The sequence below is a fragment of the Pseudoalteromonas sp. BZA4 genome (assembly GCF_040104395.1).
In the GTDB taxonomy this organism is placed as follows: domain Bacteria; phylum Pseudomonadota; class Gammaproteobacteria; order Enterobacterales; family Alteromonadaceae; genus Pseudoalteromonas.
Genome location: NZ_JBECOT010000005.1, coordinates 32,074 through 47,526 on the forward strand (window position 1 = coordinate 32,074; position 15,453 = coordinate 47,526).

14 protein-coding genes are annotated in these 15,453 nt (G+C 40.5%); 7 read left to right on the forward strand and 7 right to left on the reverse strand.

The window, feature by feature from the left end; genetic code table 11:
* Positions 1-63: 63 nt before the first annotated feature.
* From galK to galE, 3 genes are all read right to left on the reverse strand, one after another.
* The gene (gene galK, locus ABMY41_RS03585) at positions 64-1,203 is read right to left on the reverse strand and encodes a galactokinase (RefSeq protein WP_287243193.1); all 1,140 of its coding nucleotides are present in this window, start codon (positions 1,201-1,203) and stop codon (positions 64-66) included.
* Complete coding sequence (locus ABMY41_RS03590) at positions 1,203-2,246, reverse strand: UDP-glucose--hexose-1-phosphate uridylyltransferase (protein ID WP_349274174.1); 1,044 nt, start codon at positions 2,244-2,246, stop codon at positions 1,203-1,205. The genes galK and ABMY41_RS03590 overlap by 1 nt, the downstream gene beginning before the upstream one ends.
* Positions 2,247-2,516: 270 nt before the next feature.
* The gene (gene galE / locus ABMY41_RS03595) at positions 2,517-3,527 is read right to left on the reverse strand and encodes a UDP-glucose 4-epimerase GalE (protein WP_287243189.1); all 1,011 of its coding nucleotides are present in this window, start codon (positions 3,525-3,527) and stop codon (positions 2,517-2,519) included.
* Between the two features lie 162 nt (positions 3,528-3,689).
* On the opposite strand from galE, the gene ABMY41_RS03600 reads away from it, so the two are divergent.
* The 4 genes from ABMY41_RS03600 to ABMY41_RS03615 all read left to right on the forward strand — a co-directional run bounded on the left by ABMY41_RS03600 (position 3,690) and on the right by ABMY41_RS03615 (position 7,746).
* On the forward strand, positions 3,690-4,694 hold the full coding sequence (locus ABMY41_RS03600; protein WP_287243191.1) for a substrate-binding domain-containing protein: 1,005 nt from the start codon (positions 3,690-3,692) through the stop codon (positions 4,692-4,694).
* A gap of 110 nt (positions 4,695-4,804) precedes the next feature.
* Positions 4,805-6,430 carry a methyl-accepting chemotaxis protein gene (locus tag ABMY41_RS03605; protein WP_287245512.1) on the forward strand — a complete coding sequence of 542 codons (1,626 nt, stop codon included), beginning with the start codon at positions 4,805-4,807 and terminating at the stop codon, positions 6,428-6,430.
* A gap of 36 nt (positions 6,431-6,466) precedes the next feature.
* Positions 6,467-7,273, forward strand: coding sequence for a transporter substrate-binding domain-containing protein (locus ABMY41_RS03610; protein WP_349274149.1), 807 nt, complete (start codon positions 6,467-6,469; stop codon positions 7,271-7,273).
* A 2-nt stretch (positions 7,274-7,275) separates the two neighbouring features.
* Positions 7,276-7,746 carry a DM13 domain-containing protein gene (locus tag ABMY41_RS03615; RefSeq protein ID WP_349274150.1) on the forward strand — a complete coding sequence of 157 codons (471 nt, stop codon included), beginning with the start codon at positions 7,276-7,278 and terminating at the stop codon, positions 7,744-7,746.
* Between the two features lie 100 nt (positions 7,747-7,846).
* Here the strand turns inward: ABMY41_RS03615 and ahpF are convergent, their stop codons facing one another.
* The 4 genes from ahpF to ABMY41_RS03635 form a co-directional block, all read right to left on the reverse strand.
* Positions 7,847-9,427: an alkyl hydroperoxide reductase subunit F gene (gene ahpF, locus ABMY41_RS03620; protein WP_289097062.1), complete on the reverse strand. Its 1,581-nt coding sequence runs from the start codon at positions 9,425-9,427 to the stop codon at positions 7,847-7,849.
* 155 nt (positions 9,428-9,582) lie between these two features.
* Positions 9,583-10,152, reverse strand: a complete 570-nt coding sequence (gene ahpC, locus ABMY41_RS03625) for an alkyl hydroperoxide reductase subunit C (protein ID WP_289097061.1) — start codon at positions 10,150-10,152, stop codon at positions 9,583-9,585.
* 209 nt (positions 10,153-10,361) lie between these two features.
* Positions 10,362-10,865 (reverse strand): 2,4'-dihydroxyacetophenone dioxygenase family protein, encoded by a 504-nt coding sequence (locus ABMY41_RS03630; protein ID WP_054562481.1) that lies wholly within the window; start codon positions 10,863-10,865, stop codon positions 10,362-10,364.
* A 47-nt stretch (positions 10,866-10,912) separates the two neighbouring features.
* On the reverse strand, positions 10,913-11,914 hold the full coding sequence (locus ABMY41_RS03635; protein WP_349274151.1) for an NAD(P)-dependent oxidoreductase: 1,002 nt from the start codon (positions 11,912-11,914) through the stop codon (positions 10,913-10,915).
* Positions 11,915-12,062: 148 nt separating this feature from the next.
* Here ABMY41_RS03635 and ABMY41_RS03640 point away from each other — a divergent pair, with 148 nt between their 5' ends.
* From ABMY41_RS03640 to ABMY41_RS03650, 3 genes are all read left to right on the forward strand, one after another.
* Positions 12,063-13,082, forward strand: a complete 1,020-nt coding sequence (locus ABMY41_RS03640; RefSeq protein ID WP_175078812.1) for an AraC family transcriptional regulator — start codon at positions 12,063-12,065, stop codon at positions 13,080-13,082.
* Between the two features lie 97 nt (positions 13,083-13,179).
* Positions 13,180-13,860 (forward strand): SDR family NAD(P)-dependent oxidoreductase, encoded by a 681-nt coding sequence (locus ABMY41_RS03645; RefSeq protein ID WP_349274152.1) that lies wholly within the window; start codon positions 13,180-13,182, stop codon positions 13,858-13,860.
* 9 nt (positions 13,861-13,869) lie between these two features.
* Positions 13,870-15,405 (forward strand): AMP-binding protein, encoded by a 1,536-nt coding sequence (locus tag ABMY41_RS03650; RefSeq protein ID WP_349274153.1) that lies wholly within the window; start codon positions 13,870-13,872, stop codon positions 15,403-15,405.
* The last annotated feature ends 48 nt before the right edge of the window (positions 15,406-15,453 follow it).

Sequence of the window (15,453 nt, forward strand, 5' to 3'; positions counted from 1 at the left end):
CGTGCTTACTAACTTGCACACGCTATTATTGTTGTCAATTATCAGCTAGTTACTGATATACATCTAAAAAGCACCTTGCTCTGCGGTACAGACAAAAATACTTTCTTTTAATCCTGTTTTATATTGATAATTTTGTTCTACACACTCTATGACCTCTGGAACAAGATCAGCAGGGACTAATGCCACAACACAACCACCAAAACCACCACCTGTCATACGAACGCCACCGCGCCCCTGTAATTGCTCATCAATAAGTCCAACTAAATAATCAATTTCAGGTGTTGTTATTTCAAAATCATCACGCATTGATGCATGTGACTGTCTCATTAGTTTACTAATGTCAGCATCATTTTTATTTTTCAAGGCACTAAACATTGCTAAAGTGCGCTCATTTTCTGTAACAATGTGCTTGGCACGGCGATAGATTAAATTGCCCAATATAGATTTATATTTTTCTAACAGTGTCATCGTCGCATATCTCAATGAGGAAATGTCCATTATTTGAGCTGCCATTTCACACTGTTTTCGGCGTGAGTTATACTCACTCTCAACTAATCCACGCTTTACGTTTGAATTAATAATTAATAACCGATAGTTATCATCAATTACAGAGTGCTCGTACGATAGAGTCTCACAATCCAATAGCATTGCTTTGCCTTTCCTGCCAAGAGCAGAAATAAGCTGATCCATAATACCGCATGAACAACCAACAAATTCATTTTCAGCCTTTTGACTTATTAATGCAGCACTTACACCGTCTATTTTTAAACCATAAAGCTCATTAAATGTTTTTACGATTGCAACCTCAAATGAAGCTGAAGAGCTCAATCCAGCTCCCTGTGGAACATCGCCATTTACGATCAGATCGGCACCTTGCAGCTGTGGATATTGTTGATATAAAACCCCAACCACACCACGAATGTAATTACTCCAGCTTGGGTTTTGAACATGCTCGATTTCATCTAATTCGAACTGATTTAATTCAAATTCATAATCAGCGGCAATAATGCGGATAGTTTTATCGCTTCGCTTCGCCGCGACAATTTGAGTACCGAAGTTAATTGCAACAGGAAATACAAAGCCTTGATTATAGTCTGTATGTTCACCGATTAAGTTAACACGACCAGGCGCAGTAACATGGATCTCTGGCTTACGATTAAATATTTCTAAAAAAGTGTTCGTTATAATTTCTTTTGCAAACATCACTGAGCATTCCTGTAATGAGTAGAGCTGAGTGCACGCAATCTCTCTGCTGCTTGCTCTGGTGTTAAATCTCGCTGGGCTTCTGCCATCATTTCATAACCGACCATAAACTTTTTCACTGTTGCTGAACGTAATAGAGGAGGGAAAAAATGGGCATGCAATGTCCATTCTGGATGAGATTGCCCATCGAATGGAGCACCATGCCATCCCATAGAGTAAGGAAATGAAGTATTAAATAAGTTATCGTAGCGAGTTGTAATTTGCTGAACTATATCAGCTAAAGGAGCAACCGCTTGTTCTGGTAGTTCACTCATCCGCTCAATAGCAAACTTAGGCAGAAGTAAAGTTTCAAAAGGCCAAGCAGCCCAATATGGTACGACTACGCACCAAAATTCGTTCTCACAAACAACACGGTCACCTTCTTTGAGCTCCCTTTGAACATAATCTTGTAACAAGGCGCGATTATGCTCTTTATAATACTGATCAAAGTTTTCAGCTTTTCTTAACGCCAAAGTAGGAAGTTGTGATTGTGCCCACACCTGCCCATGAGGATGTGGGTTTGAACACCCCATTATGCTTCCTTTATTTTCAAAAACCTGAACCCACTTATATTGCTCACCTAATTCAGCTGTTTGTTGCTGCCAACACTTTACAACGGCTTGCATATCTTCTGCTTTTAATAAAGGTAAAGTTTTACTGTGATCCGGTGAAAAACAAATTACTCGACTACAGCCTTGCTCCACAGACAGCTTTAGCAATGGATCATCACTTTCAAAAACAGGAGAATCTGTTTTTAAAGCTGCAAAATCATTTTCAAAAACAAATGTCTGGCTATAGTCTGGATTTACTTCACCATTAATGCGGGTATTAGTAGCGCATAAATAACACGTTTCATCATAGCTTTTCTCTGCAACAAGCTCTGTTTTTTCAGATTGTCCTTGCCATGGTCGCTTGGCTCTGTGAGGAGAAACAAGAACCCAATCGCCTGTTAGAAGATTAAGGCGTCGATGGGGATGTTCAGAGGGATCAAAGATGCTATTCATCATTTTTATCCTGCAATTTATTATTAATGATTACCAGAGGGTAAACGATTACCCTACCTCTCGCAACCTATTACCGATTCTAAAAAACCAACTTTTAACATGTAACAACATTATATAAACATAACATCATGAAATATATTTAATTTATATAAATAGCGCTATACTAAAAGTCTACTATTTAAGAAATTTCTTAGCGTCGAATAGGGGTTAATTTGATAATTAAAGCAAGTAAAGAACCGCCTGAATTAGCGCTCTTTACTTGTTCATAACTTAGAGGTACCCGTTAGGGTTCTTAGATTGCCAGCGCCATACATCTTGCATCATTGTTTCCATACTGAGTTTCGCTTGCCATCCAAGCTCAGCTTTAGCTTTATCTGCATTAGCATAACAAGCAGCAACATCACCAGGACGCCGCCCCTGAATTGAACATGGAATTTGTTTATCACTTGCAACTTCAAAAGCAGCAACAACACCTAGCACACTTGTCCCTTGGCCTGTTCCTAGGTTGTAGATATGTACGCCACACTGACCATTTTTAGCTTCAAGGGCTGCGACATGGCCTTCAGCTAAATCTACAACGTGAATATAATCTCGCACACCTGTACCGTCTGTTGTCGGGTAATCATTACCAAATACAGCTAAGCTATCGCGTTTACCAACAGCAACTTGCGCTATAAATGGCACTAGGTTATTCGGGATCCCAAGAGGGTCTTCACCTATTAAGCCACTTTTATGGGCGCCAACCGGATTAAAATATCTTAGAATTATTATAGATATAGCGTTATTAGCTTGTGCAAAGTCTTGCAATATCTCTTCAACAAACAGCTTACTTCTTCCGTAAGGATTGGTGGCTTTTACAGGAAAGTCTTCATCAATAGGCACACTTGATGGATCACCATACACGGTGGCTGACGAACTAAAAACTAAGTTTTTGACGTTATGCTTTTTCATGACCTCTAATAAAATACAAGTCCCGTGTACATTATTATCGTAATACATTAAGGGTTCCATGACTGATTCACCAACAGCTTTAAGTCCAGCAAAATGAATCACGGCATCAATTTGATGTGCTGAAAATATACTACTTAACGAACTTTCATTTCTGATATCGCATTCATAAAAGATAACTTTTCGCCCAGTAATACGCTCAACCCTTCTGATTGCCTCATATTTACTATTTACCAAGTTATCTACCACAATGACATTATGGTTATTTTCGATCAATGAGATAAGTGTGTGAGAGCCAATATACCCAGCCCCACCGGTGACTAAAATATTCATAAAAACCTCCAAAGTAGATCTAAGGGTAAACGTTTACCTTTAAATGATAAAGCAATTTTTGATTATTTAGATAAGTCCACTCTTTTATTGCTAGGATAAAAGTGTAAAGTCGTTTAATATCTGATGAGTTAGTACAGTAATATAGTTAGGGACAGGAGTAAGATGGCAACCATAAAAGATATTGCTCAAATTGCAGGTGTATCCTTAGCAACAGTATCTCGCGTGGTTAATAACGGCCCAAAAGTGGGTGATGCTACCCGAAAACGAGTAAAGCGAGTAATGCAAGAACTTGGTTATCGGCCCAATGCGAATGCCCGTGCACTCGTCACTCAACGCAGTCAATCATTAGGGATTGTTTTACCTGAACTTTCAGATCCTTTTTTTGCTACCATGGCCCATGGTATAGAAACCATAGCCAGAAAAAATAACTCTCAAATATTAATCAGTACTGGTTCAATAAAGAAAGAGACTGAACTAAAGGCAATTGAAACATTATTAGAACACCGTTGTGATGCGATGGTTGTGCATAGCAAAGCTCTTGATGATGAGACGCTAATAAATTTTGCAAATACGGTACCGGGGTTTGTACTGATCAACCGTTATATACCGCAAATTAGCCATCGCTGTATTTGGCTAGACAATATAAGTGGCGGTAAAACAATGGCTAAGCATATGCTTAAGCAAGGTCATACGAAATTTGCTGTTGTTAGCAGTCAATATGATATTGATGATCCAAGCAACCGCTTAGCAGGTATTAAATCTGAATTAGAAAAGCACAATATTTTCTTAGATGACACGATGATTGAGCTTAGCACCCCCGATCAACAAGGCGGCGAAATAGCCATGCAAAACCTCTTAGCCAAAGGTGCTGACTTTACTGCTGTACTGGCATATAACGATGCAATGGCATCAGGCGCAATGACAATGCTTCAAGATCACAATATTGATGTGCCCAATGAAGTCTCTATCATCGGTTATGATGATGTTTTACTAGCTAAATACTGCCGCCCAAAATTAACAACTCTGCGCTACCCTATCGAGATGATGGCAATGAAAGCAACTGAACTTGCGCTTGCATACCGCGCTGGAGAAACACCTCAACAAGGAAGCACCTTCAAATACGCGCCTACTATAGTAAAGCGGGAGTCCGTTACCCGCAAAAACTGAATAATTTGATGGCTTAGTTATATTGAGCGTAAATCATCATTGCAAAAACTTGCTTAAAACCATTTATCTATTAGCTTTAATACTAAGTCCTTACAAAAATTTGCACGCCCATGTTAAATAACTACACCGTTCGTACGCGATTAGCCGTCTTGGCTTTGTTACCGGTTACAGTTTTTGTGATCACCTCTATTTTTACAATGTCTATTATGTCGGGCATGGTAAAAGGCATCGACAGTTTGTATGACGATAGAGTCATCCCCCTTGAGCAAATAAAAACAGTATCGGACAATTACGCAGTTAGCATTGTTGATCTATTCCATAAATACCGCGCTGAACAAATTTCAAAAACTGACTTTCTAGCCGCCGTTGAAAATGCAAAAAATGTTGCTGATAGCAAATGGAAAAGCTACTTAGGGACCAAGCTCACGACAGAAGAGCAGCGCTTAGTTAATATCGTGGAAAAGAATCTAGCTGTAGTAGAAAGCGAACTAAGCACATTTTTAAACCAAGTAAAAAGTGACCAACTTAAAGCAGTGCCTAACGAGGTGTTCGTAAAAAGTCTTTATGATGTGTTTGACCCACTGAGCGAAAGCTATCAAGGGCTAATAAGCTTACAAATCAATGAGGCTAACAAGTTTAAAAACGCCGCAGATAAAGATTTTGCTCAAGTCAGTATCGCTATGACTGCCTCTATCACAATTTTAATTATTCTGTTGCTGGCTATTGCCTTTATCATTTACCGGTCTATTCATAACCCATTGTTATCGCTTAGTGAAACGATAGGCTCTATCTCAGAAAATGCCGATTTGCGTCTGCGCGCCAAAACCCATGGTAATGACGAAATAGCTCAAGCAGCAAACCACTTTAATGCCATGATGGAGCGCATTCATGCACTTGTAAATGATGTAACCAGCGCAACACTCACCCTTTCATCCGCTGCTGAGCAAATGAACTCAATTAGCGACCAAGTTGCAAGCACAGCCACAGAGCAAGAACATCAATCGGCGATGATTGCCACCGCTATTACGCAAATGAGTAGTGCCATTGAGCAAGTGGCCGCAAATGCATTATCAACATCAGAAAAAGCCACTCACACTGATAAAACTGCTAAACAGGGTCAGCAGTCTGTGCAAGAAAATATCGATGCAATAAACCGTTTATCACATATCGTTAATGCGAATACAAAACTAATCAATGAGTTAAATACACAATCAACCGATATCAATCAAGTGGTAATGATGATCCAAGGTGTTGCAGAACAAACCAATTTACTTGCATTAAATGCGGCCATTGAAGCAGCACGCGCAGGTGAGTCGGGTCGCGGTTTCGCAGTGGTAGCCGATGAAGTCAGGCAGCTTGCGCACAACACGCAAAAAGCCACAGCCAGTATTAACGAAATGATCAGTAAACTACAAGCAATGGCGCAGCAAGCAGTTACCGCCATGGGCAATGCAGACGAAAGTGCTAAACAAAGTGTTGAATACGCAGAGCGCTCATCACAATTACTGACTGAAATTACTCAAGAAATGGCACTTATCGCCGATATGAACAACCAAGTATCCACCGCAACGGATGAGCAAACCACTGTTGCAAACGAACTAAGCTGTAATATTAATGAATTTAGTAGTAGCATTTCACTGGTTAGCGAAAGCTCGCAACAAAATGCACAAGCCAGCCAAGAGTTGGCCTCACTGGCTTCGCGTCTACAACAGCAGGTGCATGTTTTCAAAGTATAGTCCTATAAACCTGCGCTCAAAAAAGGACTTAAATTAATGAACAGAGCAATACTGATATTTTTAATGACATTTGCTCTGTCGAGTCTACAAGTATTAGCTCATGAACAAATTGTTATTCAGCTTGCTAAACCTAGCTATAACGATGCGGCGAAAAATCAATATATTCACGATATTCTCGACAAAAGTTTTGCCGCAATGGGTGCGGATGTTGTACTGCTTTACAATATTAGGCCTATGAATAATAAACGTGTTGTAGAGCAGCTAAGCCATAATAAAACAATTACCTTAGCATGGCTTTCTTTACCCCAGCAGCAAACTGATTCATTAGTCAGAACGACTATTCCTCTCTACAAGGGCTTACACGGCCAACGTTTGCTTATTATTCGCCATGAAGATCAAGAAAAGTTTAGCAACATCGAAACCCTTGCTGATTTAACTCCCTTGGTTGGCCTACAAAAACAGAGCTGGTCTGATTATACCGTACTGAAAAACAATGGTTTAACAGTCAATGGCGAGCTTGATTACCCAGGGATGGTAAAAGCCCTTGAAACTGGACTCGGTGATTACTTTCCACGCTCAGTACTGGCTATTGGCACCGAACTGAATAAACTAAAGCAGTTCAATTTTGTTATTGCACCAAACATTATATTGCAATACCCCAGTGACTATTACTTTTACTTAAGCAAAGAGAATCAACACATTAGAGATATACTAGAACAAGGTATGCAAAAATTGCAGCAATCAGGTGAACTTGAGAAGCTCTATTTGCAATACTTTGGTGATGTTGAAAAACAATTTTCTTTAAAGCAACGTCACATCATAACGCTAAAAAATAAGGAGTAAGCATGCTAAAAGCGCTGATAATTACCATTATGACATTGGCGATTTTTGCAGCGGGTTTTATAGCTGGAGTGTACAGTTTACCTATTTTAACTGAACAACCAGCACCCGATATTGCTATTTTGAAGCAGCATCAAGGTCGATCGCAGTTTAGTGCAACGTTTAAGCCCGATCTCAAAGGCTCAGACCGCTTGCATTATGGTGATGGCAAGGTGTATCTAACGAATGATGCTATTTCTATGCAGGGCACGTTATCACCTGGGCCTGACTATCAGCTTTATCTATCGCGAAACTTTATTGATAACGAAGCCGATTTCTTAGCACAAAAAGGCACAATGCAGCGTGTTTCAGGGGTGCGTTCGTTCAATGGCTTTAAATTAGTTGTACCACAAGGTATCGATGTCAGTGATTACAATACAGTAGTTATTTGGTGTGAAAGTTTTGAGGAGTTTATTACTGCAGCGCAGTATCAATAGCTGTATTAATAAAAACAAAGCCGCCTTTGGAGAGGGCGGCTTTAAAGCGGCAGCTATGGGTGTGAGCTGCCTAATCAAGAGTCATTGTTTATGTAGCTAATTAAGCTGCATCTTCTGTACTTTGAGTTTCATCGCTGTGGCGAATTAAGTAATCAAATGCACCTAAGCTTGCCGTTGCACCACTGCCCATAGCAATAATGATTTGCTTAAACGGCGTTGTTGTTGCATCACCTGCCGCGTAAACACCCGGTAATGATGTTGCACCTTTGCTATCAATTTCGATTTCGCCAAAGCGAGTCAGTGATAACGCTGAATCTTTTAACCATTCAGTGTTTGGCACCAAGCCGATTTGCACAAAGATACCTGCAAGCTCAAGTGATTTTTCATCGCCAGAGATGCGGTCAATATAGCTTAAGCCTGTTACTCGTTTACCATCACCAACAACTTCAGTCGTTTGCGCGTTTTTGATAATAGTAATGTTGTTTAAGCTATTTGCTTTACGAATAAGTACTTCATCAGCACGTAAGGTATCAGCAAACTCCAGCACGGTGACATGCTCAACAATGTTTGCAAGGTCAATTGCAGCTTCAATACCTGAGTTACCACCGCCGATTACTGCTACCGCTTTGCCTTTAAATAACGGACCATCACAGTGAGGACAGTAAGCAACGCCATGACCGCGATACTCTTTCTCACCGGGTACATTCATTTCACGCCAGCGTGCACCAGTTGCTAATACCACAGATTTAGCATTTAAAACCGCGCCATTTTCTAGCGTAATTTGATAATTATCTTGCTTAGTAAGCGATGCCGCACGTTGGTTTTGCATAACATCAACATCGTATTCTTTTACGTGCTCTTCAAGTTGTGCAACCAATTTAGGGCCTTCAGTCGCTTTAACTGATATAAAGTTTTCAATTGCTAATGTGTCTGATACCTGACCACCAAAACGCTCTGCAACCACACCCGTATTTAAGCCTTTACGTGCTGAATAAATTGCCGCAGAAGCGCCTGCAGGGCCACCACCAACAACAAGTACATCGAATAACTCTTTATCGTTCAGTGCTTCGGCTTGGCGTGCAGCCGCTTTGGTATCTACTTTATTTAAGATATCAGTCAAGTTTACAGCGCCTTGGCTGAATAACTCACCATTTAAGTACACAGCCGGTACTGCTAACACATTACGCTCGTTCACTTCGTCTTGGAACAAGGCGCCATCAATCATCGTAGCCGTAACATTTTCATTGTGTGCCGCCATCAGGTTAAGTGCTTGCACTACTTGCGGACATGTTTGACAACTCAATGAAATATACACTTCAAAGTTAAGCGGCCCAGGCAATGATTTAATTTGTTCAATTTCAATCTCTGATGCCTTACTTGGATGACCGCCTGTATGCAGTAGAGCAAGGATCAAGCTTGTGAATTCGTGGCCCATAGGCACACCCGCAAATGTGATTTGCGTATTGTTAATAGGTGAAGATACCACCATAGATGGACGACGCACATCTTGGCTAGGGTTATCTCGCACCGAGAATTTGTCGCTTAACGAAGCTAAATCGTTTGCTAAGTTTTTAAGTTCTGTTGATTTATTGCTGTCATCCAAGGCGATAAGCAGCTCAACAGGGCTGGTAATAGAAGCAAAGTGGCTTGTTAATTGGTTTTTGATATTCGTATCTAACATGGCTTAGCCCTTGAGTTCAGAATAAATAATCTAGAAAAATTTTAGGGATAACTGCCCATCACCCGCTAATGTGCTTAATGTGAGTTGTGATGGGCAATTAAGGTTGCATTGAGATAGCAAAGCAAAGCTTTGCTATCGTTTAATGCTGTAGCAAATTAGATTTTGCCTACTAGGTCTAGTGAAGGTGCAAGTGTCTCTTCACCTGGCTGCCATGATGCAGGACATACTTCACCGTCGTGATTAGCAATGTACTGTGCAGCTTGTACTTTACGTACTAACTCTTTCGCGCTACGACCGATACCTAAGTCGTGAGTTTCGATTACTTTGATTTCGCCTTCAGGGTTCATTACGAATGTACCACGAAGAGCAAGACCTTCTTCTTCAATCATCACACCGAAGTTACGTGTAATACGACCTGTAGGGTCACCAATCATTGGGAATTTGATTTTACCAATTGTGTCAGACGTATCGTGCCATGCTTTGTGAGTGAAGTGCGTGTCAGTTGATACTGAGTAAACTTCAACACCCATTTCTTGAAGCTGCTCGTAGTAATCAGCAACATCACCAAGCTCTGTAGGACACACGAAAGTGAAGTCTGCTGGGTAGAAGAAGAAGATTGACCACTTACCTAGCACGTCTTTTTCTGTTAGTTCTACAAAGTCACCGTTGTGGTAAGCTGTTGCATTGAATGATTGTAGTTTTGTGTTAATTAATGAAGTGCTCATAATATTCCTCATTGATGTATTTAAAAAAAGTTTAATTAACGCAGCCTTGCGTCTGCTTGATTAATACAATAGAGGTGTGAGCGATCAAAATAAAATTGATTGTTTAGATTAAATTGATTTGTTTTTTAGATTGAAAGGTTGGATATATCAAAAACTATAAAGCCCTCAATCACTTATGTAATCAAGGGCTTTCACTTCAGGGAATAAAATTACTTACTAAAACCATATAAACTCTTTGGTTTAATGTAGTTAGGCTCAATTCCTTGCTCTTTTGCGGCTGCTAACATCACTTGCTCAATCCAACCTGCATCCATAATGTTCATATAGTTACCATCTGGGTCAAAGTTAATGTTAGATCCCATAACCACCATAAAGGTATCGGTCACTTCAGTGTTGTCTGCTGGTACTTGAAATTGATGAATAGAACCGCCTGGCTCAAACAAATAGCTACCAGCCACTTGTAAATCGTCAGGGTATTCTGTGTAGTGCCAGCTGCCTGCTAGGGTATATAAATGTACAACCCCAGTATGAAAGTGCTTTGGCAAAACCGTACCCGGCTCAAATAAAACGCGTAATACCCATACCCCATTCTCAGAATCGAGCATGAGTGGATAAATGTGCACGCCTGGTAAAGCGTTTTTAATTAGCTTTTCATCATTTGTATGAATAGTCAGTAAGAAATCTTGATGATTAATAATATCTGGTAATGCCATGTGTGTGCCCTCTTTTCACTTGCTTTCAATAAGTTAACTAGTTGCCTTTAATTTGCTGTGGCGGTATCTGTGCGTGGTTCTTCTTTACACAGCCCTTGTTCATACGCCCACTGCAATGCATGTTGCATACCTTGCTGTAATGTAAATTCTGGTTTATAACCAAAAATGTTCTGCGCCTTTTCATTACTGTACGCTGCACTTTTACGACTTAGCATGCGCATGGTCGACGGATTGATATCTGTGGTTTTACCAACAAGGTGATAACACCACTCAATGAACCCTGTTAGCTTTAACGCTAAAGCCAAATTCACTACTGTGACGTGATTTTTCCCATGTGCCTGTGCCAAGTAATTAAAATAAACTTGATTAGTCACTTGCTCAGGGCCTGATAGATTAAAAATTTCACCGCTTGCATCGTCGCTCATGGCACTTTGGTAAATGCCTTTGACTAAATCATCAATATAAACAGGCCCAAACATGCCCTCTGGTACCATGAACTTGCCTTTGGCGATTTCTTGTAATGGGTAAGCTATCCACGGTCTTGAGCCGGGCCCATAGACATCGCCAGGGCGAATTATTGTGACATTGAGTTTTTTACTAGCGTGATAGCTTAGTGATAAATGCTCGCTCATCATTTTCGAATCGTTATAGGCTCTGCCATCAGGGAACAAAGGCGCATCTTCTTTAATATCAGTTTGCCAATCACTACCATAGACGGCCGTCGACGAAATATGAATAAAGCGCTTTACTGTGTTTGCAGCCACCGCTGCATCGAGTAAGTTTTTCGTCCAACCCACATTCGCCTGCCATGTTTGTTTATAGCTAAACGCATTTGAAACAATTGCCGCTGTATGAATAACTAAATCGCAGTCATTCATTAATGAGCGCCAACTCGCTGGCTCATTCAAATTACCAGCAACAATGTTAAATTCTTCACAGGGTGTTAAATCAACGCCGCATACATCGACCCCATGCGCTTTAAAGTAGCGTGCGAGAGTGCGGCCAATAAAACCATTGCCGCCACTGATAAAAACTTTTGAGTAGTTCATTGTGTGTTCCTCTAAGCACGTTACAGCCTTAATTGCAGTCAACAGGCCAATCAGTTAATACATTGTTAAACTTTAATGACCTATATTACTTTACTTTTAACGAAATTTTTTTTACTTTTTACGCCAACGCACTAAAAAAGAGCACACTATGCCCCGATTAACACAAGCACCCGATCTAATTAGAGTATCTGCTCTACACGGCTATATTGAACTGATCGAAAGTAAATTGGTGAACCCTGACGCACTATTATCGCGCGTTGGTTTAGACAGAAAACAACTACAAGATGCCAATAACTTTGTGCAGTATCAGCAACTCATTCAGCTATTAGAACTCACGGCGAAAGAATTAAACCTGCCCTATTTCGGGCTAGAATTAGGCCGTTGGCAAAGCTTGAATATTTTAGGGTCTGTTGGTTATTTGATGGGCAATTGCGACACCCTTGAAATGGCGCTAAAAAATTTAACTAAGTACTATCATGTTCATCAAAATAGCGCTGACTTACTCCTTGAAGTAGACCAAGACTATGTAAAGCTATCGTTTTTTGTTCGCACGAGCCTAAAGGTGAGCGTTTATCATGGTGCCGACTTAGCTTTAAGCGTCGGGGTCAATTTATTAAAACAATTAACCGATGATCAAATAAAACTCCACCGCTTGGAGCTTCCCCATAGCTGCGATGAAAATCCGAGTGTTTATCGTCAAGCTCTTGGCCAAGTTCCGGTATTTAACTGTGCACACACCGCAGTAGTATTTGAGAAAAAATACCTAAAGCTCCCTATTAAGAATTCAGATAAGCAGTTGTTTTCTATACTTAGCCAACAGCTTGGACAGCCAGCAGACACAAAACGCGAAAACATTGCAGATCATGTTGAAGTACTTATCAAGCAATACTTACTCCACGAAGAGTTTGGCGTAAACCTAATAGCCGAAAAGCTATCAATGAGTGCTCGTAGCTTGCAGCGTCACTTAACAAAGCATGACACAACCTTTCGTGAATTAGTCGATGATGTACGCTGTAATCTAGCACACCAATATTTAACAGAATCTAGCCTCAGTTTATCGAACATATCAGATATCTTAAGCTTTTCTAATTACAGCGAGTTTACTCGCGCTTTTAAGCGCTGGTATGGCATTCCACCAAAAGATTATCGTAAGTTACACTCGAGCTAATGGCGTAAAAAGTTAAAAACGGGTCGTTTAAAGCTAAGTTTTCTGTTAACAATTTATATATATTGACTAGCTAGTTTCGCTAATTAGTGGTCGTGCAATGTTAAGAAGAGTGTTTATTACCGGTGCCAACAGTGGCATTGGGTTCGAATTGGCAAAGCAATATATTAGCCGTGGTGACGATGTCGCTTTATTTGACGTACATTTCAACGAACAAACAAAACAATCGTTAAGTGAGCTTGCTGATGATTACCAATACATTGAGTATTTTGCTACGCATATCTGCGATAATGAAGCGCTGCAAACTCAAGTAAATAATGCAATCGCAGCGATAGGCAAACCAGATTTAGCCATTTTTAGCTGCAGTACCAATGAGCAACTAAGTAAAGAAAATAGTATTGCTTGTCAGCACTTTGCAACACTAATAACGCCACACTTAAGCATGAACGGCCACCTAGCAATCACATCCCCCCTTATTGATGCAACTAAATTTACGCCACAACCAAGCGCTTTGATTTTAGCCAAAAAGCTACGCAAGAAATTTAAGCCAAATAACATAAAAATCAGCTTAATTTGCGAAAGCGAAAAACATATAGCTGTGGCAAACCCTATCGATACCGCAAAGCATATTCTGCGAGGCTTAGATAAACAAAAATTAATGGTGATCCTAGGCTTACAATCTAAACTAACCTATATCATGAGTCGTTACTTACCGAATTGGATAATGGGTTCTGTGATGGATCGCCTCATTAAACAACAATTAATAAGAACAACACGCTAAGGAATCCCCATGAACACACATGATAACCTAACACAATTAATTGAGCACACGTGTCAAACTTATGCTGATCTTCCTGCCTATAACAGTGCAGGTAAAACACTCAGCTATGCCCAAGTTGAACAACAGTCTCGCTACTTGGCACAGTGGTTTCAACAACAAAGTGGTCTTGTTGCTGGAGACAGAATAGCCATTCAATTACCGAATATTGTTGATTACCCTATCGTTACCTATGCAGCATTTCGTGCAGGATTAATCGTAGTCAATACCAATCCGCTTTATACTGCCCGTGAAATGCTACATCAGTTTAATGATGCAGATGTTAAAGCCATTGTTATTCTTGATGCTCTTACCGATAAATTAGCAACGGTTATCAATGATACGTCGATCAAAACCGTTATTGTTGCAGCGGCTGTTGCTGAGCCGACGTTGCAAGAGAGTCAATTTTCGTTAAACGAACTCATTCGCCAAGGTGAAAGACTCGCCCCTCTTGATGCTCATCAAGCAAGTCGTGACGATATTGCTGTTTTACAATACACCGGCGGCACCACAGGGGTTGCCAAAGCTGCGATGCTTAGTCATGGCAACATTTTAGCCAATGCCGAGCAAATGAATGAGCGCTTTGACAATATTTTAAAGCCCGGTCAAGAAACGGGTATTTGCCCGCTTCCGCTTTATCATATTTACGCCTTTACAGTGAATATGGTTGGCCTATTTGCCATGGGGCAATTTAACGTACTGATCCCAAATCCTCGTGATTTAGATGCGTTAGTTAAGCAAATCGAACCATTTGAGATTAATTACTTTTCAGGGATTAACACCTTATTTATTGGCTTGTGTATGCACCCAGGGTTCAGGGCACTGAATTTTTCAAACCTAAAAATGACCGTCTCTGGGGGCGCAGCTTTAACACATGCTGCAGCTGATGCGTGGATGAACACCACAGGTTGTACAATCAAAGAAGGCTATGGCTTATCAGAAACTTCGCCTGTTGCAACCTTAAACGACTTTAAAAAAGAAGAAATTGGTAGTATTGGCCGTCCACTCTCAAACACTACTGTGGAAATTTGGGATGAAAACGACGAGCCTGTTGCAGATGGTGAGTCAGGCGAAATTGTTGTTAAAGGCCCGCAGGTGATGATGGGTTACTGGCAACGCCAAGACGAAACCGACAAATGTATGAAACGAGGTTTTTTCAAAACCGGTGATGTGGGTCTAAAACTACCAAGTGGTAATTACAAAATTGTAGACCGTTTAAAAGACATGATTATTGTTTCTGGCTTTAACGTGTACCCTAACGAAGTTGAAAACGTACTTTGTCAGCACCCGGCTATCTGTGAAGCAGCCGTTATTGGTGCAAAAGATGAAAAAACCGGTGAGCGTGTCTGTGCCTACATTACTTTAAAAGAGCAGATTGATGAGCAACAAGTGACTGACTATTGCCGCGAAAACTTAAGTGCTTATAAAGTGCCTAAATCAATCATTTTTATGGAGCAATTACCTAAATCGACGGTTGGCAAAATTCTGCGTCGAGAATTACGCCAATAATAAAGCGATCGTTTTAGCCGCCTAACTGGTATAAAATAACCACGAGTT

Coding starts and splice junctions, on each gene's coding strand:
- galK (WP_287243193.1), bottom strand. CDS start 1,203: ATGTTTGCAAAAGAAATTATAACGAACACTTTTTTAGAAATATTTAAT.
- ABMY41_RS03590 (WP_349274174.1), bottom strand. CDS start 2,246: ATGAATAGCATCTTTGATCCCTCTGAACATCCCCATCGACGCCTTAAT.
- galE (WP_287243189.1), bottom strand. CDS start 3,527: ATGAATATTTTAGTCACCGGTGGGGCTGGGTATATTGGCTCTCACACA.
- ABMY41_RS03600 (WP_287243191.1), top strand. CDS start 3,690: ATGGCAACCATAAAAGATATTGCTCAAATTGCAGGTGTATCCTTAGCA.
- ABMY41_RS03605 (WP_287245512.1), top strand. CDS start 4,805: ATGTTAAATAACTACACCGTTCGTACGCGATTAGCCGTCTTGGCTTTG.
- ABMY41_RS03610 (WP_349274149.1), top strand. CDS start 6,467: ATGAACAGAGCAATACTGATATTTTTAATGACATTTGCTCTGTCGAGT.
- ABMY41_RS03615 (WP_349274150.1), top strand. CDS start 7,276: ATGCTAAAAGCGCTGATAATTACCATTATGACATTGGCGATTTTTGCA.
- ahpF (WP_289097062.1), bottom strand. CDS start 9,427: ATGTTAGATACGAATATCAAAAACCAATTAACAAGCCACTTTGCTTCT.
- ahpC (WP_289097061.1), bottom strand. CDS start 10,152: ATGAGCACTTCATTAATTAACACAAAACTACAATCATTCAATGCAACA.
- ABMY41_RS03630 (WP_054562481.1), bottom strand. CDS start 10,865: ATGGCATTACCAGATATTATTAATCATCAAGATTTCTTACTGACTATT.
- ABMY41_RS03635 (WP_349274151.1), bottom strand. CDS start 11,914: ATGAACTACTCAAAAGTTTTTATCAGTGGCGGCAATGGTTTTATTGGC.
- ABMY41_RS03640 (WP_175078812.1), top strand. CDS start 12,063: ATGCCCCGATTAACACAAGCACCCGATCTAATTAGAGTATCTGCTCTA.
- ABMY41_RS03645 (WP_349274152.1), top strand. CDS start 13,180: ATGTTAAGAAGAGTGTTTATTACCGGTGCCAACAGTGGCATTGGGTTC.
- ABMY41_RS03650 (WP_349274153.1), top strand. CDS start 13,870: ATGAACACACATGATAACCTAACACAATTAATTGAGCACACGTGTCAA.